The following is a 25761-nucleotide window of genomic DNA, read 5'->3' as shown; positions in this document are numbered from 1 at the left end:
TATTACTCCTGATCTATTTTTGGGATCTGTCGGCCTTTTTCAGCAACAGCTGCTTCTACTAATGTGATAAATTCAGCGACACTCATCACGCCTAGATTTTCGCCTTCGCGAGTCCTGACGTTGACGCTGCCTGATTCGACTTCTTTATCCCCTAATACTAGCATATAGGGAATACGTTCTAATGTTTTCTCTCGTATCTTAAATCCAATTTTTTCGTTACGCAAGTCACTAATGGCGCGTAAGCCTGCTTTTTTCAACTCATTGACCACATTTTCACACGCATCTGCCTGTTTATCTGTGATATTCATGACTACCACTTGTTGCGGTGCTAGCCATACTGGCATCCAACCAGCATAGTTCTCAATCAAAATACCGATAAAGCGCTCAAATGAACCCAAGATGGCACGGTGCAACATAATCGGTACTTCGCGCTCGTTTTGCTCATTGACAAATTCTGCATCAAGGCGTTCAGGCATGTTTGGATCAACCTGAATGGTGCCACACTGCCACACACGTCCTAAAGAGTCTTTGAGACTAAACTCAATCTTCGGGCCATAAAATGCACCTTCACCTGGGAGATAATCCCAATCAAGACCTGAACTATCTAATGCATCCGCTAGCGCTTTTTCTGCAAAATCCCAAGACTCATCGCTGCCGACACGTTTTTCAGGACGGGTCGAGAGTTTCATAATGATATTATCAAACCCAAAGTCTTCATAAACAGCAAGGGTCAGCTTAATAAAATCAGCAACTTCTTGCTGGATTTGCGACTGCGTACAGAAGATATGCGCATCGTCTTGAGTAAAACCGCGAACCCGCATCAAACCATGGAGCGAACCTGATGGCTCGTTTCGATGACATGAGCCAAACTCTGCCATACGTAGTGGCAAGTCACGGTAAGATTTTAAGCCTTGGTTAAAGACTTGCACGTGACAAGGACAGTTCATGGGTTTTACGGCATAATCGCGATTTTCGCTCGAAGTGGTAAACATATTGGTCGCATAGTTTCCCCAATGTCCAGAACGCTCCCACAAACTACGATCAACGATCTGTGGCGTTTTGATCTCTTCATAACCATTATCGTATTGTACTTTACGCATATATTGCTCAAGTACTTGATAAATCGTCCAGCCGTTCGGATGCCAAAACACCATGCCCGGCGCTTGTTCTTGCATATGGAACAGATTTAACGCTTTACCAATTTTACGATGGTCACGTTTTTCGGCTTCTTCGATACGCTGAATATACGCTTTTAAATCTTTCTTATCCGCCCACGCTGTACCATAAATACGTTGTAGCTGTTCGTTCTTAGCATCACCGCGCCAATAAGCACCTGACATTTTGGTCAGTTTAAAGACTTTTAAGAAGCGGGTGTTTGGTACATGCGGACCACGGCACATATCGACATATTCTTGATGATGATATAACCCAAAAGCCTCTTCACTCGGCATATCATTAATCAGTTTAAGTTTATAGTCTTCACCACGTGACTGAAATATCTCAATAGCCTCAGCACGTGGCGTCATTTTTTTGATAACGTCATAATCTTGCTTAATCAGCTCCATCATACGTTTTTCAATAGCTGCCATATGCTCAGGCGTAAACGGCGTCTTACTATAGATATCATAATAAAAACCGTCATCGATAACGGGACCAATCACCATTTTTACATCAGGATAGAGTTGCTTGACTGCATGACCTAATAGGTGAGCACAAGAATGGCGAATAATATCGACACCGTCATCATCTTTTGGCGTTACGATTTCAACTCTCGCATCTGCAACAATAGGATCGTGCGCATCTACCAACTGACCATCTACACGTCCAGCAACCGTCGCTTTAGCAAGTCCTGTCCCAATACTTTGCGCCACTTCCATGACCGTTGTATTGCCTTCGAAGTTTTTTACGCTACCATCGGGTAAAGTAATCGCTACCATAATCTATTCACCTTTTTGCGTCCGTTGGCAGTGATGATTGCAACCATCAATCATATAACCGTAAGACTACGTCAATTATATCTAATTGCTATGATATGTTGTAAGAGATAGGTATTACCTAAAGGCATAAAGTCCAGATAAGCAAACTTTGAACTACAAGGACTTATAAGAAGCACCATTAAGTAATATTATAAAGTCAGCTATTATAGCAAAAACTACTTATCAACACTAGATAGCTAGGGAATAGTGGCAGTTATGAATAGCCTTCTATATAGTCATTGATCAGTTTTCATATATAGGTGCTTTATGTTCCAATATCAATACAATCAAATAAAAGGTTGTTTAGTGATAAAAGCGGCTATTAAAGTAAGTTGATGACGGCGTTGAACAAACAGTGGGAAGGAAATTAGATAGAATATTCATAGAGTCAAAGTCTATTTACAACATGATTTGGAAATAGTAAAGTCAACTAACTGCTTAACCCATTGAAAACAATCGACTATTCAAAACCTGATGAAATTAGTTTAAGAATCTTTCATAAAGCGATTGACACCCTTGTCAGAATCTATATAATACGCCCCACAGCAAAGGAAGCTAGGCAGTAAGTTAACCAACTTATCACTTAGATTACCGAGTTGAAACAAATCAAGAAAAGAAGTTGACAGACTATTAAAACATGATATGATGGTCAGCTTGCTAAATAGGATAAACCAGATTGGTTTAATTATTTAGAAAGAACACTCTTACTGGACGACAGTAGAGACATTATTTAAAAGCATAACTAAAGAACAACTTGTGTGGATTTTTGCTGATTCAGAATGTTAAAAAATAAAGTTGGTTTTACTCTCTTTTCGGGAGTCATTCTAACTATAAAAATTATCATTTAAGACAGCAGAAAAACTCAAAGTTAATTCATTACGAACATAATTTTTAGCGATTTGCCAGATTAAATGAGCCAAGTTTAGAAGCTTCTTTAAAGAGCTTCATAGCAAGATTAAACTGAAGAGTTTGATCATGGCTCAGATTGAACGCTGGCGGCAGGCTTAACACATGCAAGTCGAGCGGAAACGATGATAGCTTGCTATCAGGCGTCGAGCGGCGGACGGGTGAGTAATACTTAGGAATCTACCTAGTAGTGGGGGATAGCACGGGGAAACTCGTATTAATACCGCATACGACCTACGGGAGAAAGGGGGCAGTTTACTGCTCTCGCTATTAGATGAGCCTAAGTCGGATTAGCTAGATGGTGGGGTAAAGGCCTACCATGGCGACGATCTGTAGCTGGTCTGAGAGGATGATCAGCCACACCGGGACTGAGACACGGCCCGGACTCCTACGGGAGGCAGCAGTGGGGAATATTGGACAATGGGGGAAACCCTGATCCAGCCATGCCGCGTGTGTGAAGAAGGCCTTTTGGTTGTAAAGCACTTTAAGCAGTGAAGAAGACTCTTCGGTTAATACCCGGAGACGATGACATTAGCTGCAGAATAAGCACCGGCTAACTCTGTGCCAGCAGCCGCGGTAATACAGAGGGTGCAAGCGTTAATCGGAATTACTGGGCGTAAAGGGAGCGTAGGTGGCTCGATAAGTCAGATGTGAAATCCCCGGGCTCAACCTGGGAACTGCATCTGATACTGTTGAGCTAGAGTATGTGAGAGGAAGGTAGAATTCCAGGTGTAGCGGTGAAATGCGTAGAGATCTGGAGGAATACCGATGGCGAAGGCAGCCTTCTGGCATAATACTGACACTGAGGCTCGAAAGCGTGGGTAGCAAACAGGATTAGATACCCTGGTAGTCCACGCCGTAAACGATGTCTACTAGTCGTTGGGTCCCTTGAGGACTTAGTGACGCAGCTAACGCAATAAGTAGACCGCCTGGGGAGTACGGCCGCAAGGTTAAAACTCAAATGAATTGACGGGGGCCCGCACAAGCGGTGGAGCATGTGGTTTAATTCGATGCAACGCGAAGAACCTTACCTGGTCTTGACATATCTAGAATCCTGCAGAGATGCGGGAGTGCCTTCGGGAATTAGAATACAGGTGCTGCATGGCTGTCGTCAGCTCGTGTCGTGAGATGTTGGGTTAAGTCCCGCAACGAGCGCAACCCTTGTCCTTAGTTACCAGCGGGTTAAGCCGGGAACTCTAAGGATACTGCCAGTGACAAACTGGAGGAAGGCGGGGACGACGTCAAGTCATCATGGCCCTTACGACCAGGGCTACACACGTGCTACAATGGTAGGTACAGAGGGCAGCTACACAGCGATGTGATGCGAATCTCAAAAAGCCTATCGTAGTCCAGATTGGAGTCTGCAACTCGACTCCATGAAGTAGGAATCGCTAGTAATCGCGGATCAGAATGCCGCGGTGAATACGTTCCCGGGCCTTGTACACACCGCCCGTCACACCATGGGAGTTGATTGCACCAGAAGTGGATAGCTTAACCTTCGGGAAGGCGTTCACCACGGTGTGGTTGATGACTGGGGTGAAGTCGTAACAAGGTAGCCGTAGGGGAACCTGCGGCTGGATCACCTCCTTATAGATGACATTCGGTCAGCAAGAATTCACAACAAGTTGTTCTTTAGTTTAAGCTAGTTTATTAGCTAGAGGTATATGCCTCGTACAGGCCTGTAGCTCAGCTGGTTAGAGCACCGTGTTGATAACGCGGGGGTCGGCAGTTCAAGTCTGCCCAGGCCTACCATTATTAGGGGCCATAGCTCAGTTGGTAGAGCGCCTGCCTTGCACGCAGGAGGTCAACGGTTCGACTCCGTTTGGCTCCACCACATAATAAACGAATCTTTAGATGCTAATAAGTAAATAGGTATCAAATAGAAACAAGTGATTCTGATATAGCAATATATCAACATGATTACTTCTTTCTGTTTTATACAGAATCTGTGACTCGACGAGAGCATAGAGACTATTTAAAAACATAGATATGAGTCTGGGTTAGGAACACGTGTTCACGCGTTGTTTCTAACCTTAGTAATCAGCTCCTTAACGACATCAGTTGTTATCCCAGGGGTTGATTGCTAAAAAAGTAAAGAGAACTGAATCAAGCGTATAAAATTAGGTGATATCGTTATCATAATTAGACTTATATAACACTTTGAAGTCGAAAGACTACTTGGGGTTGTATGGTCAAGTAATGAAGCGCACATGGTGGATGCCTTGGCAGTCAGAGGCGATGAAAGACGTGACAGCCTGCGATAAGCTTCGGGGAGGCGGCAATATCCTGTGATCCGGAGATTTCTGAATGGGGAAACCCACCTAGCATAAGCTAGGTATCTTGTACTTGTACAAGAGGCAAACGAGGGGAAGTGAAACATCTCAGTACCCTTAGGAAAAGACATCAAATGAGATTCCCCAAGTAGCGGCGAGCGAACGGGGAGAAGCCGATTAATGCTAATGTAGAAGAACAGCGTGGGAAAGCTGACCGTAGTAGGTGATAGTCCTGTATTCGAAACATTAGCGTTAACATATTAAGTAGGGCGGGACACGAGAAATCCTGTTTGAAGATGGGGGGACCATCCTCCAAGGCTAAATACTCCTGACTGACCGATAGTGAACCAGTACCGTGAGGGAAAGGCGAAAAGAACCCCTGTGAGGGGAGTGAAATAGAACCTGAAACCGTGTGCGTACAAGCAGTAGGAGCCTCAATTTATTGGGGTGACTGCGTACCTTTTGTATAATGGGTCAGCGACTTATGTTCTGTAGCAAGGTTAACCGTTTAGGGGAGCCGTAGGGAAACCGAGTCTTAATAGGGCGTTTAGTTGCAGGGCATAGACCCGAAACCGAGTGATCTATCCATGAGCAGGTTGAAAGTGTCGTAACAGACACCGGAGGACCGAACCCACTATCGTTGAAAAGCTAGGGGATGACTTGTGGATAGGGGTGAAAGGCTAATCAAACTCGGTGATAGCTGGTTCTCCCCGAAAGCTATTTAGGTAGCGCCTCGGACGAACACCATTGGGGGTAGAGCACTGTTTCGGCTAGGGGGTCATACCGACTTACCAAACCGATGCAAACTCCGAATACCGATGAGTGATATCCGGGAGACACACAGTGGGTGCTAACGTCCATTGTGGAGAGGGAAACAACCCAGACCGCCAGCTAAGGCCCCAAATTCCTAGTTAAGTGGGAAACGAGGTGGGAAGGCATAGACAGCTAGGAGGTTGGCTTAGAAGCAGCCATCCTTTAAAGAAAGCGTAATAGCTCACTAGTCGAGTCGGCCCGCGCGGAAGATGTAACGGGGCTCAAACTAGGAGCCGAAGCTGCGGATTTGAATTTGTTTTCAAGTGGTAGGGGAGCGTTGTGTAAGCCTGTGAAGGTGTGTCGTAAGGCATGCTGGAGGTATCACAAGAGCGAATGCTGACGTGAGTAACGATAATGCGAGTGAAAAGCTCGCACGCCGGAAGATCAAGGGTTCCAGTCCAACGTTAATCGGGGCTGGGTGAGTCGACCCCTAAGGCGAGGCCGAAAGGCGTAGTCGATGGGAAATCGGTTAATATTCCGATACTTGTTTATAATGCGATGGAGGGACGGAGTAGGTTATGTCAGCCTGGCGTTGGTTGTCCAGGTGAAAGGATGTAGGCAGACAGTTTAGGCAAATCCGGACTGTCATTATGCTGAGATCTGATAGCAAGCTGTACTTGTACAGCGAAGTGGCAAATACCATGCTTCCAGGAAAAGCTTCTAAGCTATAGTTATAAACGAATCGTACCCTAAACCGACACAGGTGATCAGGTAGAGAATACCAAGGCGCTTGAGAGAACTCTGCTGAAGGAACTAGGCAAAATGGTACCGTAACTTCGGGAGAAGGTACGCTGCCGATGGTGATAGGACTTGCTCCTTGAGCTGTTGGCAGTCGCAGATACCAGGCTGCTGCAACTGTTTATTAAAAACACAGCACTCTGCAAACACGAAAGTGGACGTATAGGGTGTGATGTCTGCCCGGTGCTGGAAGGTTAATTGATGGGGTTAGCGTAAGCGAAGCTCTTGATCGAAGCCCCAGTAAACGGCGGCCGTAACTATAACGGTCCTAAGGTAGCGAAATTCCTTGTCGGGTAAGTTCCGACCTGCACGAATGACATAATGATGGCAGCGCTGTCTCCAGCAGAGACTCAGTGAAATCGAAATCGCAGTGAAGATGCTGTGTACCCGCGGCTAGACGGAAAGACCCCGTGAACCTTTACTACAGCTTTACATTGAACTTTGACCTGACTTGTGCAGGATAGGTGGGAGGCTTTGAAGCCGAGACGCTAGTCTCGGTGGAGCCAATCTTGAAATACCACCCTGGTCATGTTGGGGTTCTAACTCAGGTATAACAATACCGAGGACAATGTATGGTGGGTAGTTTGACTGGGGCGGTCTCCTCCTAAAGAGTAACGGAGGAGTACGAAGGTGCGCTCAGACCGGTCGGAAATCGGTCGTAGAGTATAAAGGCAAAAGCGCGCTTAACTGCGAGACCCACAAGTCGAGCAGGTACGAAAGTAGGTCTTAGTGATCCGGTGGTTCTGTATGGAAGGGCCATCGCTCAACGGATAAAAGGTACTCTGGGGATAACAGGCTGATACCGCCCAAGAGTTCATATCGACGGCGGTGTTTGGCACCTCGATGTCGGCTCATCTCATCCTAGGGCTGAAGCAGGTCCTAAGGGTATGGCTGTTCGCCATTTAAAGAGGTACGCGAGCTGGGTTTAGAACGTCGTGAGACAGTTCGGTCCCTATCTACCGTGGGCGTTGGAAATTTGAGAGGATCTGCTCCTAGTACGAGAGGACCAGAGTGGACGAACCTCTGGTGTTCGGGTTGTCACGCCAGTGGCATTGCCCGGTAGCTACGTTCGGATGGGATAATCGCTGAAAGCATCTAAGCGAGAAGCCCACCTCAAGATTAGATTTCCCTAAAGAGCCGTTGAAGACTACGACGTTGATAGGCAGGGTGTGGAAGTGCAGCGATGCATGTAGCTAACCTGTACTAATTGCTCGTTTGGCTTGACCATACAACACCCAAGTGGTTTGTATCAAAGCTCTAATTAATCTATCTTGTAAAGCGAAAGCTTTAGAATATATATATTTCGATATCACCTTTAACCTTGATTCAGTGAGGTTACAAGTTGGTCGATGACAAGCTAAAACTTGACGTCATAATAACAACTACAGACTCATATCTAACCCCCTTTGCTGACGACAATAGCAAGACGGAACCACCTGATCCCTTCCCGAACTCAGAAGTGAAACGTCTTTGCGCCAATGGTAGTGTGGTTCGCCCATGTGAGAGTAGGTCATCGTCAGCTCTCTATTCCTAGATAACCCCCCCTTCGCGAAAGCGATGGGGGGTTTTCTTTGCCTGACGGTTGGTATTTGGTTTGTAAAAAATACTGGTTTATTAGTTGGGAAGAAGTGTTGAAAGCTAGAAACTATAGATTAAAGACTTCTTTAAGTTTGTTTTTTTAGATCTCGTTACCTATTCAGCTGGTTAAATAAGCTTCATCACATGAAGTTAAAGGTACTATCCAAGCTTATAACAGTTTTAAAGCGTTCCAATTTCAGATTAATAGAGGATCTATCTAAATATTTATTAGTTAGAGTCAAAACCATCCAAATGAATATTTTCGCTAACCCATTGAAAACAATCGACTATTCAAAACCTGATGAAATTAGTTTAAGAATCTTTCATAAAGCGATTGACACCCTTGTCAGAATCTATATAATACGCCCCACAGCAAAGGAAGCTAGGCAGTAAGTTAACCAACTTATCACTTAGATTACCGAGTTGAAACAAATCAAGAAAAGAAGTTGACAGACTATTAAAACATGATATGATGGTCAGCTTGCTAAATAGGATAAACCAGATTGGTTTAATTATTTAGAAAGAACACTCTTACTGGACGACAGTAGAGACATTATTTAAAAGCATAACTAAAGAACAACTTGTGTGGATTTTTGCTGATTCAGAATGTTAAAAAATAAAGTTGGTTTTACTCTCTTTTCGGGAGTCATTCTAACTATAAAAATTATCATTTAAGACAGCAGAAAAACTCAAAGTTAATTCATTACGAACATAATTTTTAGCGATTTGCCAGATTAAATGAGCCAAGTTTAGAAGCTTCTTTAAAGAGCTTCATAGCAAGATTAAACTGAAGAGTTTGATCATGGCTCAGATTGAACGCTGGCGGCAGGCTTAACACATGCAAGTCGAGCGGAAACGATGATAGCTTGCTATCAGGCGTCGAGCGGCGGACGGGTGAGTAATACTTAGGAATCTACCTAGTAGTGGGGGATAGCACGGGGAAACTCGTATTAATACCGCATACGACCTACGGGAGAAAGGGGGCAGTTTACTGCTCTCGCTATTAGATGAGCCTAAGTCGGATTAGCTAGATGGTGGGGTAAAGGCCTACCATGGCGACGATCTGTAGCTGGTCTGAGAGGATGATCAGCCACACCGGGACTGAGACACGGCCCGGACTCCTACGGGAGGCAGCAGTGGGGAATATTGGACAATGGGGGAAACCCTGATCCAGCCATGCCGCGTGTGTGAAGAAGGCCTTTTGGTTGTAAAGCACTTTAAGCAGTGAAGAAGACTCTTCGGTTAATACCCGGAGACGATGACATTAGCTGCAGAATAAGCACCGGCTAACTCTGTGCCAGCAGCCGCGGTAATACAGAGGGTGCAAGCGTTAATCGGAATTACTGGGCGTAAAGGGAGCGTAGGTGGCTCGATAAGTCAGATGTGAAATCCCCGGGCTCAACCTGGGAACTGCATCTGATACTGTTGAGCTAGAGTATGTGAGAGGAAGGTAGAATTCCAGGTGTAGCGGTGAAATGCGTAGAGATCTGGAGGAATACCGATGGCGAAGGCAGCCTTCTGGCATAATACTGACACTGAGGCTCGAAAGCGTGGGTAGCAAACAGGATTAGATACCCTGGTAGTCCACGCCGTAAACGATGTCTACTAGTCGTTGGGTCCCTTGAGGACTTAGTGACGCAGCTAACGCAATAAGTAGACCGCCTGGGGAGTACGGCCGCAAGGTTAAAACTCAAATGAATTGACGGGGGCCCGCACAAGCGGTGGAGCATGTGGTTTAATTCGATGCAACGCGAAGAACCTTACCTGGTCTTGACATATCTAGAATCCTGCAGAGATGCGGGAGTGCCTTCGGGAATTAGAATACAGGTGCTGCATGGCTGTCGTCAGCTCGTGTCGTGAGATGTTGGGTTAAGTCCCGCAACGAGCGCAACCCTTGTCCTTAGTTACCAGCGGGTTAAGCCGGGAACTCTAAGGATACTGCCAGTGACAAACTGGAGGAAGGCGGGGACGACGTCAAGTCATCATGGCCCTTACGACCAGGGCTACACACGTGCTACAATGGTAGGTACAGAGGGCAGCTACACAGCGATGTGATGCGAATCTCAAAAAGCCTATCGTAGTCCAGATTGGAGTCTGCAACTCGACTCCATGAAGTAGGAATCGCTAGTAATCGCGGATCAGAATGCCGCGGTGAATACGTTCCCGGGCCTTGTACACACCGCCCGTCACACCATGGGAGTTGATTGCACCAGAAGTGGATAGCTTAACCTTCGGGAAGGCGTTCACCACGGTGTGGTTGATGACTGGGGTGAAGTCGTAACAAGGTAGCCGTAGGGGAACCTGCGGCTGGATCACCTCCTTATAGATGACATTCGGTCAGCAAGAATTCACAACAAGTTGTTCTTTAGTTTAAGCTAGTTTATTAGCTAGAGGTATATGCCTCGTACAGGCCTGTAGCTCAGCTGGTTAGAGCACCGTGTTGATAACGCGGGGGTCGGCAGTTCAAGTCTGCCCAGGCCTACCATTATTAGGGGCCATAGCTCAGTTGGTAGAGCGCCTGCCTTGCACGCAGGAGGTCAACGGTTCGACTCCGTTTGGCTCCACCACATAATAAACGAATCTTTAGATGCTAATAAGTAAATAGGTATCAAATAGAAACAAGTGATTCTGATATAGCAATATATCAACATGATTACTTCTTTCTGTTTTATACAGAATCTGTGACTCGACGAGAGCATAGAGACTATTTAAAAACATAGATATGAGTCTGGGTTAGGAACACGTGTTCACGCGTTGTTTCTAACCTTAGTAATCAGCTCCTTAACGACATCAGTTGTTATCCCAGGGGTTGATTGCTAAAAAAGTAAAGAGAACTGAATCAAGCGTATAAAATTAGGTGATATCGTTATCATAATTAGACTTATATAACACTTTGAAGTCGAAAGACTACTTGGGGTTGTATGGTCAAGTAATGAAGCGCACATGGTGGATGCCTTGGCAGTCAGAGGCGATGAAAGACGTGACAGCCTGCGATAAGCTTCGGGGAGGCGGCAATATCCTGTGATCCGGAGATTTCTGAATGGGGAAACCCACCTAGCATAAGCTAGGTATCTTGTACTTGTACAAGAGGCAAACGAGGGGAAGTGAAACATCTCAGTACCCTTAGGAAAAGACATCAAATGAGATTCCCCAAGTAGCGGCGAGCGAACGGGGAGAAGCCGATTAATGCTAATGTAGAAGAACAGCGTGGGAAAGCTGACCGTAGTAGGTGATAGTCCTGTATTCGAAACATTAGCGTTAACATATTAAGTAGGGCGGGACACGAGAAATCCTGTTTGAAGATGGGGGGACCATCCTCCAAGGCTAAATACTCCTGACTGACCGATAGTGAACCAGTACCGTGAGGGAAAGGCGAAAAGAACCCCTGTGAGGGGAGTGAAATAGAACCTGAAACCGTGTGCGTACAAGCAGTAGGAGCCTCAATTTATTGGGGTGACTGCGTACCTTTTGTATAATGGGTCAGCGACTTATGTTCTGTAGCAAGGTTAACCGTTTAGGGGAGCCGTAGGGAAACCGAGTCTTAATAGGGCGTTTAGTTGCAGGGCATAGACCCGAAACCGAGTGATCTATCCATGAGCAGGTTGAAAGTGTCGTAACAGACACCGGAGGACCGAACCCACTATCGTTGAAAAGCTAGGGGATGACTTGTGGATAGGGGTGAAAGGCTAATCAAACTCGGTGATAGCTGGTTCTCCCCGAAAGCTATTTAGGTAGCGCCTCGGACGAACACCATTGGGGGTAGAGCACTGTTTCGGCTAGGGGGTCATACCGACTTACCAAACCGATGCAAACTCCGAATACCGATGAGTGATATCCGGGAGACACACAGTGGGTGCTAACGTCCATTGTGGAGAGGGAAACAACCCAGACCGCCAGCTAAGGCCCCAAATTCCTAGTTAAGTGGGAAACGAGGTGGGAAGGCATAGACAGCTAGGAGGTTGGCTTAGAAGCAGCCATCCTTTAAAGAAAGCGTAATAGCTCACTAGTCGAGTCGGCCCGCGCGGAAGATGTAACGGGGCTCAAACTAGGAGCCGAAGCTGCGGATTTGAATTTGTTTTCAAGTGGTAGGGGAGCGTTGTGTAAGCCTGTGAAGGTGTGTCGTAAGGCATGCTGGAGGTATCACAAGAGCGAATGCTGACGTGAGTAACGATAATGCGAGTGAAAAGCTCGCACGCCGGAAGATCAAGGGTTCCAGTCCAACGTTAATCGGGGCTGGGTGAGTCGACCCCTAAGGCGAGGCCGAAAGGCGTAGTCGATGGGAAATCGGTTAATATTCCGATACTTGTTTATAATGCGATGGAGGGACGGAGTAGGTTATGTCAGCCTGGCGTTGGTTGTCCAGGTGAAAGGATGTAGGCAGACAGTTTAGGCAAATCCGGACTGTCATTATGCTGAGATCTGATAGCAAGCTGTACTTGTACAGCGAAGTGGCAAATACCATGCTTCCAGGAAAAGCTTCTAAGCTATAGTTATAAACGAATCGTACCCTAAACCGACACAGGTGATCAGGTAGAGAATACCAAGGCGCTTGAGAGAACTCTGCTGAAGGAACTAGGCAAAATGGTACCGTAACTTCGGGAGAAGGTACGCTGCCGATGGTGATAGGACTTGCTCCTTGAGCTGTTGGCAGTCGCAGATACCAGGCTGCTGCAACTGTTTATTAAAAACACAGCACTCTGCAAACACGAAAGTGGACGTATAGGGTGTGATGTCTGCCCGGTGCTGGAAGGTTAATTGATGGGGTTAGCGTAAGCGAAGCTCTTGATCGAAGCCCCAGTAAACGGCGGCCGTAACTATAACGGTCCTAAGGTAGCGAAATTCCTTGTCGGGTAAGTTCCGACCTGCACGAATGACATAATGATGGCAGCGCTGTCTCCAGCAGAGACTCAGTGAAATCGAAATCGCAGTGAAGATGCTGTGTACCCGCGGCTAGACGGAAAGACCCCGTGAACCTTTACTACAGCTTTACATTGAACTTTGACCTGACTTGTGCAGGATAGGTGGGAGGCTTTGAAGCCGAGACGCTAGTCTCGGTGGAGCCAATCTTGAAATACCACCCTGGTCATGTTGGGGTTCTAACTCAGGTATAACAATACCGAGGACAATGTATGGTGGGTAGTTTGACTGGGGCGGTCTCCTCCTAAAGAGTAACGGAGGAGTACGAAGGTGCGCTCAGACCGGTCGGAAATCGGTCGTAGAGTATAAAGGCAAAAGCGCGCTTAACTGCGAGACCCACAAGTCGAGCAGGTACGAAAGTAGGTCTTAGTGATCCGGTGGTTCTGTATGGAAGGGCCATCGCTCAACGGATAAAAGGTACTCTGGGGATAACAGGCTGATACCGCCCAAGAGTTCATATCGACGGCGGTGTTTGGCACCTCGATGTCGGCTCATCTCATCCTAGGGCTGAAGCAGGTCCTAAGGGTATGGCTGTTCGCCATTTAAAGAGGTACGCGAGCTGGGTTTAGAACGTCGTGAGACAGTTCGGTCCCTATCTACCGTGGGCGTTGGAAATTTGAGAGGATCTGCTCCTAGTACGAGAGGACCAGAGTGGACGAACCTCTGGTGTTCGGGTTGTCACGCCAGTGGCATTGCCCGGTAGCTACGTTCGGATGGGATAATCGCTGAAAGCATCTAAGCGAGAAGCCCACCTCAAGATTAGATTTCCCTAAAGAGCCGTTGAAGACTACGACGTTGATAGGCAGGGTGTGGAAGTGCAGCGATGCATGTAGCTAACCTGTACTAATTGCTCGTTTGGCTTGACCATACAACACCCAAGTGGTTTGTATCAAAGCTCTAATTAATCTATCTTGTAAAGCGAAAGCTTTAGAATATATATATTTCGATATCACCTTTAACCTTGATTCAGTGAGGTTACAAGTTGGTCGATGACAAGCTAAAACTTGACGTCATAATAACAACTACAGACTCATATCTAACCCCCTTTGCTGACGACAATAGCAAGACGGAACCACCTGATCCCTTCCCGAACTCAGAAGTGAAACGTCTTTGCGCCAATGGTAGTGTGGTTCGCCCATGTGAGAGTAGGTCATCGTCAGCTCTCTATTCCTAGATAACCCCCCCTTCGCGAAAGCGATGGGGGGTTTTCTTTGCCTGACGGTTGGTATTTGGTTTGTAAAAAATACTGGTTTATTAGTTGGGAAGAAGTGTTGAAAGCTAGAAACTATAGATTAAAGACTTCTTTAAGTTTGTTTTTTTAGATCTCGTTACCTATTCAGCTGGTTAAATAAGCTTCATCACATGAAGTTAAAGGTACTATCCAAGCTTATAACAGTTTTAAAGCGTTCCAATTTCAGATTAATAGAGGATCTATCTAAATATTTATTAGTTAGAGTCAAAACCATCCAAATGAATATTTTCGCTAACCCATTGAAAACAATCGACTATTCAAAACCTGATGAAATTAGTTTAAGAATCTTTCATAAAGCGATTGACACCCTTGTCAGAATCTATATAATACGCCCCACAGCAAAGGAAGCTAGGCAGTAAGTTAACCAACTTATCACTTAGATTACCGAGTTGAAACAAATCAAGAAAAGAAGTTGACAGACTATTAAAACATGATATGATGGTCAGCTTGCTAAATAGGATAAACCAGATTGGTTTAATTATTTAGAAAGAACACTCTTACTGGACGACAGTAGAGACATTATTTAAAAGCATAACTAAAGAACAACTTGTGTGGATTTTTGCTGATTCAGAATGTTAAAAAATAAAGTTGGTTTTACTCTCTTTTCGGGAGTCATTCTAACTATAAAAATTATCATTTAAGACAGCAGAAAAACTCAAAGTTAATTCATTACGAACATAATTTTTAGCGATTTGCCAGATTAAATGAGCCAAGTTTAGAAGCTTCTTTAAAGAGCTTCATAGCAAGATTAAACTGAAGAGTTTGATCATGGCTCAGATTGAACGCTGGCGGCAGGCTTAACACATGCAAGTCGAGCGGAAACGATGATAGCTTGCTATCAGGCGTCGAGCGGCGGACGGGTGAGTAATACTTAGGAATCTACCTAGTAGTGGGGGATAGCACGGGGAAACTCGTATTAATACCGCATACGACCTACGGGAGAAAGGGGGCAGTTTACTGCTCTCGCTATTAGATGAGCCTAAGTCGGATTAGCTAGATGGTGGGGTAAAGGCCTACCATGGCGACGATCTGTAGCTGGTCTGAGAGGATGATCAGCCACACCGGGACTGAGACACGGCCCGGACTCCTACGGGAGGCAGCAGTGGGGAATATTGGACAATGGGGGAAACCCTGATCCAGCCATGCCGCGTGTGTGAAGAAGGCCTTTTGGTTGTAAAGCACTTTAAGCAGTGAAGAAGACTCTTCGGTTAATACCCGGAGACGATGACATTAGCTGCAGAATAAGCACCGGCTAACTCTGTGCCAGCAGCCGCGGTAATACAGAGGGTGCAAGCGTTAATCGGAATTACTGGGCGTAAAGGGAGCGTAGGTGGCTCGATAAGTCAGATGTGAAATCCCCGGGCTCAACCTGGGAACTGCATCTGATACTGTTGAGCTAGAGTATGTGAGAGGAAGGTAGAATTCCAGGTGTAGCGGTGAAATGCGTAGAGATCTGGAGGAATACCGATGGCGAAGGCAGCCTTCTGGCATAATACTGACACTGAGGCTCGAAAGCGTGGGTAGCAAACAGGATTAGATACCCTGGTAGTCCACGCCGTAAACGATGTCTACTAGTCGTTGGGTCCCTTGAGGACTTAGTGACGCAGCTAACGCAATAAGTAGACCGCCTGGGGAGTACGGCCGCAAGGTTAAAACTCAAATGAATTGACGGGGGCCCGCACAAGCGGTGGAGCATGTGGTTTAATTCGATGCAACGCGAAGAACCTTACCTGGTCTTGACATATCTAGAATCCTGCAGAGATGCGGGAGTGCCTTCGGGAATTAGAATACAGGTGCTGCATGGCTGTCGTCAGCTCGTGTCGTGAGATGTTGGGTTAAGTCCCGCAACGAGCGCAACCCTTGTCCTTAGTTACCAGCGGGTTAAGCCGGGAACTCTAAGGATACTGCCAGTGACAAACTGGAGGAAGGCGGGGACGACGTCAAGTCATCATGGCCCTTACGACCAGGGCTACACACGTGCTACAATGGTAGGTACAGAGGGCAGCTACACAGCGATGTGATGCGAATCTCAAAAAGCCTATCGTAGTCCAGATTGGAGTCTGCAACTCGACTCCATGAAGTAGGAATCGCTAGTAATCGCGGATCAGAATGCCGCGGTGAATACGTTCCCGGGCCTTGTACACACCGCCCGTCACACCATGGGAGTTGATTGCACCAGAAGTGGATAGCTTAACCTTCGGGAAGGCGTTCACCACGGTGTGGTTGATGACTGGGGTGAAGTCGTAACAAGGTAGCCGTAGGGGAACCTGCGGCTGGATCACCTCCTTATAGATGACATTCGGTCAGCAAGAATTCACAACAAGTTGTTCTTTAGTTTAAGCTAGTTTATTAGCTAGAGGTATATGCCTCGTACAGGCCTGTAGCTCAGCTGGTTAGAGCACCGTGTTGATAACGCGGGGGTCGGCAGTTCAAGTCTGCCCAGGCCTACCATTATTAGGGGCCATAGCTCAGTTGGTAGAGCGCCTGCCTTGCACGCAGGAGGTCAACGGTTCGACTCCGTTTGGCTCCACCACATAATAAACGAATCTTTAGATGCTAATAAGTAAATAGGTATCAAATAGAAACAAGTGATTCTGATATAGCAATATATCAACATGATTACTTCTTTCTGTTTTATACAGAATCTGTGACTCGACGAGAGCATAGAGACTATTTAAAAACATAGATATGAGTCTGGGTTAGGAACACGTGTTCACGCGTTGTTTCTAACCTTAGTAATCAGCTCCTTAACGACATCAGTTGTTATCCCAGGGGTTGATTGCTAAAAAAGTAAAGAGAACTGAATCAAGCGTATAAAATTAGGTGATATCGTTATCATAATTAGACTTATATAACACTTTGAAGTCGAAAGACTACTTGGGGTTGTATGGTCAAGTAATGAAGCGCACATGGTGGATGCCTTGGCAGTCAGAGGCGATGAAAGACGTGACAGCCTGCGATAAGCTTCGGGGAGGCGGCAATATCCTGTGATCCGGAGATTTCTGAATGGGGAAACCCACCTAGCATAAGCTAGGTATCTTGTACTTGTACAAGAGGCAAACGAGGGGAAGTGAAACATCTCAGTACCCTTAGGAAAAGACATCAAATGAGATTCCCCAAGTAGCGGCGAGCGAACGGGGAGAAGCCGATTAATGCTAATGTAGAAGAACAGCGTGGGAAAGCTGACCGTAGTAGGTGATAGTCCTGTATTCGAAACATTAGCGTTAACATATTAAGTAGGGCGGGACACGAGAAATCCTGTTTGAAGATGGGGGGACCATCCTCCAAGGCTAAATACTCCTGACTGACCGATAGTGAACCAGTACCGTGAGGGAAAGGCGAAAAGAACCCCTGTGAGGGGAGTGAAATAGAACCTGAAACCGTGTGCGTACAAGCAGTAGGAGCCTCAATTTATTGGGGTGACTGCGTACCTTTTGTATAATGGGTCAGCGACTTATGTTCTGTAGCAAGGTTAACCGTTTAGGGGAGCCGTAGGGAAACCGAGTCTTAATAGGGCGTTTAGTTGCAGGGCATAGACCCGAAACCGAGTGATCTATCCATGAGCAGGTTGAAAGTGTCGTAACAGACACCGGAGGACCGAACCCACTATCGTTGAAAAGCTAGGGGATGACTTGTGGATAGGGGTGAAAGGCTAATCAAACTCGGTGATAGCTGGTTCTCCCCGAAAGCTATTTAGGTAGCGCCTCGGACGAACACCATTGGGGGTAGAGCACTGTTTCGGCTAGGGGGTCATACCGACTTACCAAACCGATGCAAACTCCGAATACCGATGAGTGATATCCGGGAGACACACAGTGGGTGCTAACGTCCATTGTGGAGAGGGAAACAACCCAGACCGCCAGCTAAGGCCCCAAATTCCTAGTTAAGTGGGAAACGAGGTGGGAAGGCATAGACAGCTAGGAGGTTGGCTTAGAAGCAGCCATCCTTTAAAGAAAGCGTAATAGCTCACTAGTCGAGTCGGCCCGCGCGGAAGATGTAACGGGGCTCAAACTAGGAGCCGAAGCTGCGGATTTGAATTTGTTTTCAAGTGGTAGGGGAGCGTTGTGTAAGCCTGTGAAGGTGTGTCGTAAGGCATGCTGGAGGTATCACAAGAGCGAATGCTGACGTGAGTAACGATAATGCGAGTGAAAAGCTCGCACGCCGGAAGATCAAGGGTTCCAGTCCAACGTTAATCGGGGCTGGGTGAGTCGACCCCTAAGGCGAGGCCGAAAGGCGTAGTCGATGGGAAATCGGTTAATATTCCGATACTTGTTTATAATGCGATGGAGGGACGGAGTAGGTTATGTCAGCCTGGCGTTGGTTGTCCAGGTGAAAGGATGTAGGCAGACAGTTTAGGCAAATCCGGACTGTCATTATGCTGAGATCTGATAGCAAGCTGTACTTGTACAGCGAAGTGGCAAATACCATGCTTCCAGGAAAAGCTTCTAAGCTATAGTTATAAACGAATCGTACCCTAAACCGACACAGGTGATCAGGTAGAGAATACCAAGGCGCTTGAGAGAACTCTGCTGAAGGAACTAGGCAAAATGGTACCGTAACTTCGGGAGAAGGTACGCTGCCGATGGTGATAGGACTTGCTCCTTGAGCTGTTGGCAGTCGCAGATACCAGGCTGCTGCAACTGTTTATTAAAAACACAGCACTCTGCAAACACGAAAGTGGACGTATAGGGTGTGATGTCTGCCCGGTGCTGGAAGGTTAATTGATGGGGTTAGCGTAAGCGAAGCTCTTGATCGAAGCCCCAGTAAACGGCGGCCGTAACTATAACGGTCCTAAGGTAGCGAAATTCCTTGTCGGGTAAGTTCCGACCTGCACGAATGACATAATGATGGCAGCGCTGTCTCCAGCAGAGACTCAGTGAAATCGAAATCGCAGTGAAGATGCTGTGTACCCGCGGCTAGACGGAAAGACCCCGTGAACCTTTACTACAGCTTTACATTGAACTTTGACCTGACTTGTGCAGGATAGGTGGGAGGCTTTGAAGCCGAGACGCTAGTCTCGGTGGAGCCAATCTTGAAATACCACCCTGGTCATGTTGGGGTTCTAACTCAGGTATAACAATACCGAGGACAATGTATGGTGGGTAGTTTGACTGGGGCGGTCTCCTCCTAAAGAGTAACGGAGGAGTACGAAGGTGCGCTCAGACCGGTCGGAAATCGGTCGTAGAGTATAAAGGCAAAAGCGCGCTTAACTGCGAGACCCACAAGTCGAGCAGGTACGAAAGTAGGTCTTAGTGATCCGGTGGTTCTGTATGGAAGGGCCATCGCTCAACGGATAAAAGGTACTCTGGGGATAACAGGCTGATACCGCCCAAGAGTTCATATCGACGGCGGTGTTTGGCACCTCGATGTCGGCTCATCTCATCCTAGGGCTGAAGCAGGTCCTAAGGGTATGGCTGTTCGCCATTTAAAGAGGTACGCGAGCTGGGTTTAGAACGTCGTGAGACAGTTCGGTCCCTATCTACCGTGGGCGTTGGAAATTTGAGAGGATCTGCTCCTAGTACGAGAGGACCAGAGTGGACGAACCTCTGGTGTTCGGGTTGTCACGCCAGTGGCATTGCCCGGTAGCTACGTTCGGATGGGATAATCGCTGAAAGCATCTAAGCGAGAAGCCCACCTCAAGATTAGATTTCCCTAAAGAGCCGTTGAAGACTACGACGTTGATAGGCAGGGTGTGGAAGTGCAGCGATGCATGTAGCTAACCTGTACTAATTGCTCGTTTGGCTTGACCATACAACACCCAAGTGGTTTGTATCAAAGCTCTAATTAATCTATCTTGTAAAGCGAAAGCTTTAGAATATATATATTTCGATATCACCTTTAACCTTGATTCAGTGAGGTTACAAGTTGGTCGATGACAAGCTAAAACTTGACGTCATAATAACAACTACAGACTCATATCTAACCCCCTTTGCTGACGACAATAGCAAGACGGAACCACCTGATCCCTTCCCGAACTCAGAAGTGAAACGTCTTTGCGCCAATGGTAGTGTGGTTCGCCCATGTGAGAGTAGGTCATCGTCAGCTCTCTATTCCTAGATAACCCCCCCTTCGCGAAAGCGATGGGGGGTTTTCTTTGCCTGACGGTTGGTATTTGGTTTGTAAAAAATACTGGTTTATTAGTTGGGAAGAAGTGTTGAAAGCTAGAAACTATAGATTAAAGACTTCTTTAAGTTTGTTTTTTTAGATCTCGTTACCTATTCAGCTGGTTAAATAAGCTTCATCACATGAAGTTAAAGGTACTATCCAAGCTTATAACAGTTTTAAAGCGTTATCATGAGATTTTTAAAAAAGCTTACCCACCTCAGCTGTGTCTTCAAAATCAAATCCTAACTGTTCATCTTTAAGCTGTCTCATTTGTTCTATACGCTGTTTACGTCCTACGATAAGCCTCAGCACTTCGCGTTGCTGCTCTGTGGTCATATTATGCCATCGTTGGCGTTCCGTTCGACTGCGCAGGCAACCAAAGCAATAGCCTTTTTTGTTGCTTCGGCAGACACCAATACATGGATTGGCAATCTCAAACAGCTCAAACTGTTGGTTCATGGCGGCTCCATCGCGTTTATCGTTATCCCTTCAAATTGAATCATTTTATTGTAAAACATTATTATGTCGTAAATAACGAATAACAGTGTGCCGCTTTATTGTTACTATTTTTGACGAGGCAATGCTATGCTTAGCCTTTATAGTCTATATAAAGGCTAAGCATAGCAAAATTAATAAGTGAGATTGCACGTGAACATTATTTATATCCATGGACTGGACAGTGATGCCAACTCGACCAAAGGGGTGCTGTTAGAAAAATACTGCCTACGTCATCATCCTGATGTTAATGTATTACGCCCTAATTTGAATAAATCGCCTGCGCAAGTGTGTGAGCAATTGCTGTCTTTAATAAAAAATCTAAATAATAGTGACAGTCAAAATGCTGTTGACAAGCACTCTGCATTATCAAATACGGTATTGGTCGGTAGCTCATTAGGTGGTTATTTTTCCACATTAATAAGCAACCATACAGGCTGCCCAGCGTTACTGCTAAATCCCAGTATTCAGCCTCATATCACCCTACAGCGTTTTTATAATACATCGATATCAAATCGAGGTAGCAGTGATGGGTTACTTAATAATAAAGTCCTGCATACGACGGCGGGCGGCTGGAATATTACTCCCTTAGATTTGCAATGGTTTGCAGACCATCAACTTTTAGCACTAAACTATCCCTATAAAGTTGCTGTGCTACTGAAAAAGGGCGATGAGCTGTTAAATTCTGAATTGTCTAAAGCTTTTTATCAGAGTCAGGGCGCATCGGTAACGATGCAAGCCGGTGGCGATCATCGCTTCAGTGATTTTAGTGAGCAGTTGCCGATGGTGTTAGATAGGCTACAAGATTTAATACTGGTTTAAACAGGCGACATTATATGACGTAAGCGATGGACTGTTAACGTTAACGTCGCTATTTTTCGTTATAATGGTTTAATAGAATTAAACGCACGTGAACAGTTAAGGATGCATTTGTGAGTCAATATAATGCGCAATCGTTAGAAGTTTTAGAAGGTCTTGAGCCAGTCCGTCGTCGTCCAGGTATGTACACCGATACCACGCGCCCGAACCATTTGGCGCAAGAGGTCATTGATAACTCGGTTGATGAAGCGTTGGCTGGTTATGCTAAAACCATTAAAGTGCAGCTGCATAGTGATGGCTCGTTGTCTGTCGAAGATGATGGACGCGGTATGCCAACGGATATTCATCCTGAATTTAACCAATCAGGTATTGAGCTGATTTTGACCCGCTTACATGCAGGTGGGAAGTTTTCGACCTCCAATTATGAGGTGTCAGGTGGTTTGCATGGCGTGGGTATCTCTGTCGTCAATGCGCTATCAACGCGTGTTGAGGTTACGGTTTGGCGTGATAGTACGCAGTTTGATATGGCGTTTGAAAATGGTGCCCCCGTTACGCCGTTGACTGAAGCGGTCAGCTCAAATAAGCGCAAACGCGGTACTAAAGTACACTTTTGGGCAGATGGTAGTTTCTTTGATACGCCAAAATTTAATGTAAAACAGCTCAAGCATAATTTGAAAGCCAAAGCGGTGCTAGCAGCTGGACTGACAATTGAATTCACCGATGATATTAATCATGAAAAGGTGGTTTGGCAGTTTACCGATGGGGTAGTCGAGTATTTAAATGAACAATTAGATGGTCTTGAGACATTGCCTGAAGCTCCGTTTTATTATAATTACGATGCGAAAGCGGGTGAACGAGCTGCTATTACTTTTGCATTGTCTTGGTTGCCTGAGGGCGGGACGCCAATTCAAGAAAGCTATGTGAATTTGATTCCAACGGCTCAGGGCGGTACGCACGTTAATGGTCTGCGCACTGGTATTTTAGAAGCATTGCGTGAGTTCTGTGATATTCACAACTTATTGCCACGCAGTGTGAAATTGACGGCAGAAGATGTGTGGGATGGGGTGAACTATATCCTGTCTCTTAAGTTCTCTGAGCCGCAGTTTTCTGGACAGACCAAAGAGCGCTTGTCTAGCCGTGAGGCTGCAGGAGCTGTGCAGACATTGGCAAAAGATGCCTTCAGTCTTTGGCTAAACCAACATGCCGATATGGGTACGCAAATTGCCGAGTTGGCAATTAACAAAGCAGGACGTCGTTTAAAATCGGCAAAAAAAGTCGCTCGTAAGAAAATCACTCAGGGGCCAGCATTGCCTGGTAAATTGGCAGATTGCCGCGGTGATTTGCGTGATGGGGCTGAGCTGTTTTTGGTGGAAGGTGATTCTGCGGGTGGTAGTGCTAAGCAAGCACGTGATCGTCATTACCAAGCAATTTTACCCTTGCGTGGTAAGATTTTAAATACGTGGGAGGTCTCATCAGATACAGTGCTCTCGAGTCAAGAAATTCATGATATTGCGATTGCCATTGGTGTCGATCCGGCATCTGACGATTTATCTGAGCTGCGTTATGATAAGGTATGCATCTTAGCGGATGCCGATTCTGATGGACTACATATTGCTACTTTGATCTGTGCGCTATTCGTGAAGCACTTTCCTGCCTTAGTCGATGCTGGTCATTTATTTGTTGCAATGCCGCCACTCTATCGCGTCGATGTGGCTAAAGAAGTGCATTATGCGTTAGATGAGATCGAGCTTCAGCATATTTTAGCCAATGTACCGGGCAATAAAAAAGCCCAAATCACACGTTTTAAAGGCTTGGGTGAGATGAGCGCCGAGCAGCTGCGTGAAACAACCATGAATCGCGATACTCGTCGTTTAGTTCAATTAGATATGGATGACATGGTACTGACTAATAGTGTGATGGATATGCTGCTAGCCAAAAAGCGTGCTGCTGATCGTAAGATATGGTTAGAAGATAAGGGGAATTTAGCTGATATCCCATAGCTATTTTTAGGGCGCTTAGCATTATTTATAGTCATGATTGAGTAAGCTATAACATAACAAAAGCATGCAAAATCTAGATTAGTGATACCAGCTTAATGGTATTATATGGATATCTTCTACTACACGGTGCCGTTATGACATCAAAATTATCCAATCGCTCTAATGCTAACAGTGCTAAGCGGCCACGCTCTAAAATATTACCAAGTCTCAATAAAGAACAGCTTGGGAATTTGGTTCCTAGACGCGGCAGCAAGATTGCGCCAGTGATTGCATCTGCATTGTTAAAAGCGGCAGGCTGGCGCACCGTTGGTGAGATAGCAAATATTCCACAGGCGGTGGTGCTAGCGCTGCCGCATACATCAAATATCGACGGTGTATATGCGATACCCAGTTTGTTTGCGCTCGATTTGAAAATCAGTATTATGGGCAAACACACCTTATTTAAGGTGCCGGTCCTTGCACAGTTGCTTTATTGGATAGGTATTGTTCCGATTGATCGCCGTAATAAAGGTTCCGTATTACAAGCGAGTATTGATAAATTTAACACAGGGGAGCCATTATTTTTGGGATTGTCACCAGAAGGTACGCGTCAGTACACCAAAAATTGGAAGTCCGGCTTTTATTATTTAGCAATGGGTGCCGGTGTGCCAATCTTGCCCGTGGCACTGGATTACAATACCAAAGAGATACGCTTTATGCCTTTGGTCTATCCTACCGGAGATATCGAAGCCGACTTGCCAAAAATATATGCTCAGTATAAAGGTGTGGTGCCGCGACATCCTGAGCGCTTGTCGCAGCCACTACAGGACGTTAACAACGCTGCTGAGTAAGATGATTGACACAGCAGTTCTGATGATTGACTATATAACTGAAAAGCCCTTGATATGTGATATCAAGGGCTTTTGCTTAATTGACAGAAAACAGTATAACTATATAATTGAAAAACCTTAAAGTTGATACAGTGTTGCTGATGTAAATTTTTCGTAGCATCGAGCTGCGAAGGCACAGCAAGCAAGACGAATTTGCATCAGCAGTACGTGTGGTATCGATATTACTTTTCACTAACTATAAATGGTTTGTCAGTATTTTTTAGAAATGTGGCTGGCCGTTGGAAGCGCTGACGCCGCCATCGACTGGCAAGTTAACACCCGTAATCATAGCAGCGTCATCGCTCGCCAAAAAGGTAATGGCTGCTGCAATGTTTTGGGAGGTTGCAGGACTGCTCAGTGCAGAACGGATTAAGGATTTTACCGTTTCCGCTGGATGGTCTTCAATCACACTTGGGTTGACAGCATTGATACGGACGCCATTATGCCTATTATCTGCGGCCAAAGTGCGCGTTAGGTTGCATACGCCAGCTTCGTAGGTTGCCATGTTCCAGTCGCTGTTTATGCTTGAAAGTGCAGAGACGTTGATGATGTTGCCTTCAGCCTGAATTAAATACGGCAAGACGGCTTGACAGAGATGGAGCATATTATGCAGATTGCCATCGATTGCTGGTTGCCACTCTTCCGCTGACAGTTGCATGAAGTCATCTTGTGTGGCTTTGCCGGCATTATTGACCAAAACATCAATTCTTTCAAATTTGTCTATCACGGCTTTAATCATTTCTGGCACTTGGCTTGGTACACTCACATCGCAAGCAATCGTCAAATAGTTATCGGTATGAATCCAAGTTCGATCTTGCGGAAACTTTTTTACCGCTTCCTTCAAAGTCTCAGTCGTGCGTCCTACCAAAACGACATTGGCACCTTCTTGCGCGAAACGAATGGCGGTTGCGCGGCCAATATCTGAACCCGCTCCTGTGACGATAACGGTTTTTTCTTTAAAGCGCTTCATAATGTTCAATCCTTGTTATTATACCAAACCCAAAAAGTACGATTAGTTGT

Annotated in this window: 6 protein-coding genes, 6 tRNA genes and 9 rRNA genes; 18 read left to right on the top strand and 3 right to left on the bottom strand. The window is 45.9% G+C overall.

Translation table 11 applies throughout. The features are described from left to right. Window positions 1–2: 2 nt before the first annotated feature. Window positions 3–1937 carry a threonine--tRNA ligase gene (gene thrS, locus AC0J5Y_RS12160; protein ID WP_475130912.1) on the bottom strand — a complete coding sequence of 645 codons (1935 nt, stop codon included), beginning with the start codon at window positions 1935–1937 and terminating at the stop codon, window positions 3–5. 996 nt (window positions 1938–2933) lie between these two features. Here thrS and AC0J5Y_RS12155 point away from each other — a divergent pair. The 15 genes from AC0J5Y_RS12155 to rrf (AC0J5Y_RS12085) all read left to right on the top strand — a co-directional run bounded on the left by AC0J5Y_RS12155 (window position 2934) and on the right by rrf (AC0J5Y_RS12085) (window position 20498). Next, window positions 2934–4472 (top strand): 16S ribosomal RNA (locus AC0J5Y_RS12155). Between the two features lie 85 nt (window positions 4473–4557). Then, a tRNA-Ile gene (locus AC0J5Y_RS12150) sits at window positions 4558–4634 on the top strand. Window positions 4635–4640: 6 nt separating this feature from the next. Continuing rightward, window positions 4641–4716: transfer RNA gene (locus AC0J5Y_RS12145), tRNA-Ala, on the top strand. Window positions 4717–5072: 356 nt separating this feature from the next. Further along, window positions 5073–7934: ribosomal RNA gene (locus tag AC0J5Y_RS12140) — 23S ribosomal RNA — on the top strand. Between the two features lie 180 nt (window positions 7935–8114). Then, window positions 8115–8228 (top strand): 5S ribosomal RNA (gene rrf, locus AC0J5Y_RS12135). Window positions 8229–9068: 840 nt separating this feature from the next. Further along, window positions 9069–10607: ribosomal RNA gene (locus AC0J5Y_RS12130) — 16S ribosomal RNA — on the top strand. Window positions 10608–10692: 85 nt separating this feature from the next. Then, window positions 10693–10769, top strand: a tRNA-Ile gene (locus AC0J5Y_RS12125). A 6-nt stretch (window positions 10770–10775) separates the two neighbouring features. Beyond that, window positions 10776–10851, top strand: a tRNA-Ala gene (locus AC0J5Y_RS12120). 356 nt (window positions 10852–11207) lie between these two features. Further along, a 23S ribosomal RNA gene (locus tag AC0J5Y_RS12115) occupies window positions 11208–14069 on the top strand. Window positions 14070–14249: 180 nt separating this feature from the next. Further along, a 5S ribosomal RNA gene (gene rrf, locus AC0J5Y_RS12110) occupies window positions 14250–14363 on the top strand. 840 nt (window positions 14364–15203) lie between these two features. Next, window positions 15204–16742: ribosomal RNA gene (locus AC0J5Y_RS12105) — 16S ribosomal RNA — on the top strand. An 85-nt stretch (window positions 16743–16827) separates the two neighbouring features. Next, a tRNA-Ile gene (locus AC0J5Y_RS12100) sits at window positions 16828–16904 on the top strand. 6 nt (window positions 16905–16910) lie between these two features. Continuing rightward, a tRNA-Ala gene (locus tag AC0J5Y_RS12095) sits at window positions 16911–16986 on the top strand. Between the two features lie 356 nt (window positions 16987–17342). Beyond that, a 23S ribosomal RNA gene (locus AC0J5Y_RS12090) occupies window positions 17343–20204 on the top strand. Window positions 20205–20384: 180 nt separating this feature from the next. Next, a 5S ribosomal RNA gene (gene rrf, locus AC0J5Y_RS12085) occupies window positions 20385–20498 on the top strand. Together the 16S, 23S and 5S rRNA genes with 6 tRNA genes alongside form the textbook arrangement of a ribosomal RNA operon. Before the next feature lie 258 nt (window positions 20499–20756). Here rrf (AC0J5Y_RS12085) and AC0J5Y_RS12080 read toward each other — a convergent pair. Beyond that, on the bottom strand, window positions 20757–21017 hold the full coding sequence (locus tag AC0J5Y_RS12080) for a DUF1289 domain-containing protein (protein WP_475130911.1): 261 nt from the start codon (window positions 21015–21017) through the stop codon (window positions 20757–20759). 189 nt (window positions 21018–21206) lie between these two features. On the opposite strand from AC0J5Y_RS12080, the gene AC0J5Y_RS12075 reads away from it, so the two are divergent. The 3 genes from AC0J5Y_RS12075 to AC0J5Y_RS12065 all read left to right on the top strand — a co-directional run bounded on the left by AC0J5Y_RS12075 (window position 21207) and on the right by AC0J5Y_RS12065 (window position 24702). Continuing rightward, window positions 21207–21875, top strand: coding sequence for a YqiA/YcfP family alpha/beta fold hydrolase (locus tag AC0J5Y_RS12075; protein WP_475130910.1), 669 nt, complete (start codon window positions 21207–21209; stop codon window positions 21873–21875). Window positions 21876–21985: 110 nt separating this feature from the next. Continuing rightward, window positions 21986–23872, top strand: coding sequence for a DNA topoisomerase IV subunit B (parE, locus tag AC0J5Y_RS12070; RefSeq protein ID WP_475130909.1), 1887 nt, complete (start codon window positions 21986–21988; stop codon window positions 23870–23872). A gap of 134 nt (window positions 23873–24006) precedes the next feature. Then, window positions 24007–24702, top strand: a complete 696-nt coding sequence (locus AC0J5Y_RS12065) for a lysophospholipid acyltransferase family protein (RefSeq protein WP_475130907.1) — start codon at window positions 24007–24009, stop codon at window positions 24700–24702. A 259-nt stretch (window positions 24703–24961) separates the two neighbouring features. Here AC0J5Y_RS12065 and AC0J5Y_RS12060 read toward each other — a convergent pair whose 3' ends face one another. After that, window positions 24962–25711: an SDR family NAD(P)-dependent oxidoreductase gene (locus AC0J5Y_RS12060; protein WP_475130906.1), complete on the bottom strand. Its 750-nt coding sequence runs from the start codon at window positions 25709–25711 to the stop codon at window positions 24962–24964. Window positions 25712–25761: the final 50 nt, after the last annotated feature.

This window comes from Psychrobacter sp. TS_SC_6, from assembly GCF_056156305.1.
This window is presented reverse-complemented; position numbering and strand designations above follow the sequence as displayed.

What these genes read in the sequence shown, in the direction of transcription:
- AC0J5Y_RS12065 (WP_475130907.1), top strand. Translation starts at nt 24,007, where the DNA reads ATGACATCAAAATTATCCAATCGCTCTAATGCTAACAGTGCTAAGCGG.
- AC0J5Y_RS12060 (WP_475130906.1), bottom strand. Translation starts at nt 25,711, where the DNA reads ATGAAGCGCTTTAAAGAAAAAACCGTTATCGTCACAGGAGCGGGTTCA.
- AC0J5Y_RS12080 (WP_475130911.1), bottom strand. Translation starts at nt 21,017, where the DNA reads ATGAACCAACAGTTTGAGCTGTTTGAGATTGCCAATCCATGTATTGGT.
- thrS (WP_475130912.1), bottom strand. Translation starts at nt 1,937, where the DNA reads ATGGTAGCGATTACTTTACCCGATGGTAGCGTAAAAAACTTCGAAGGC.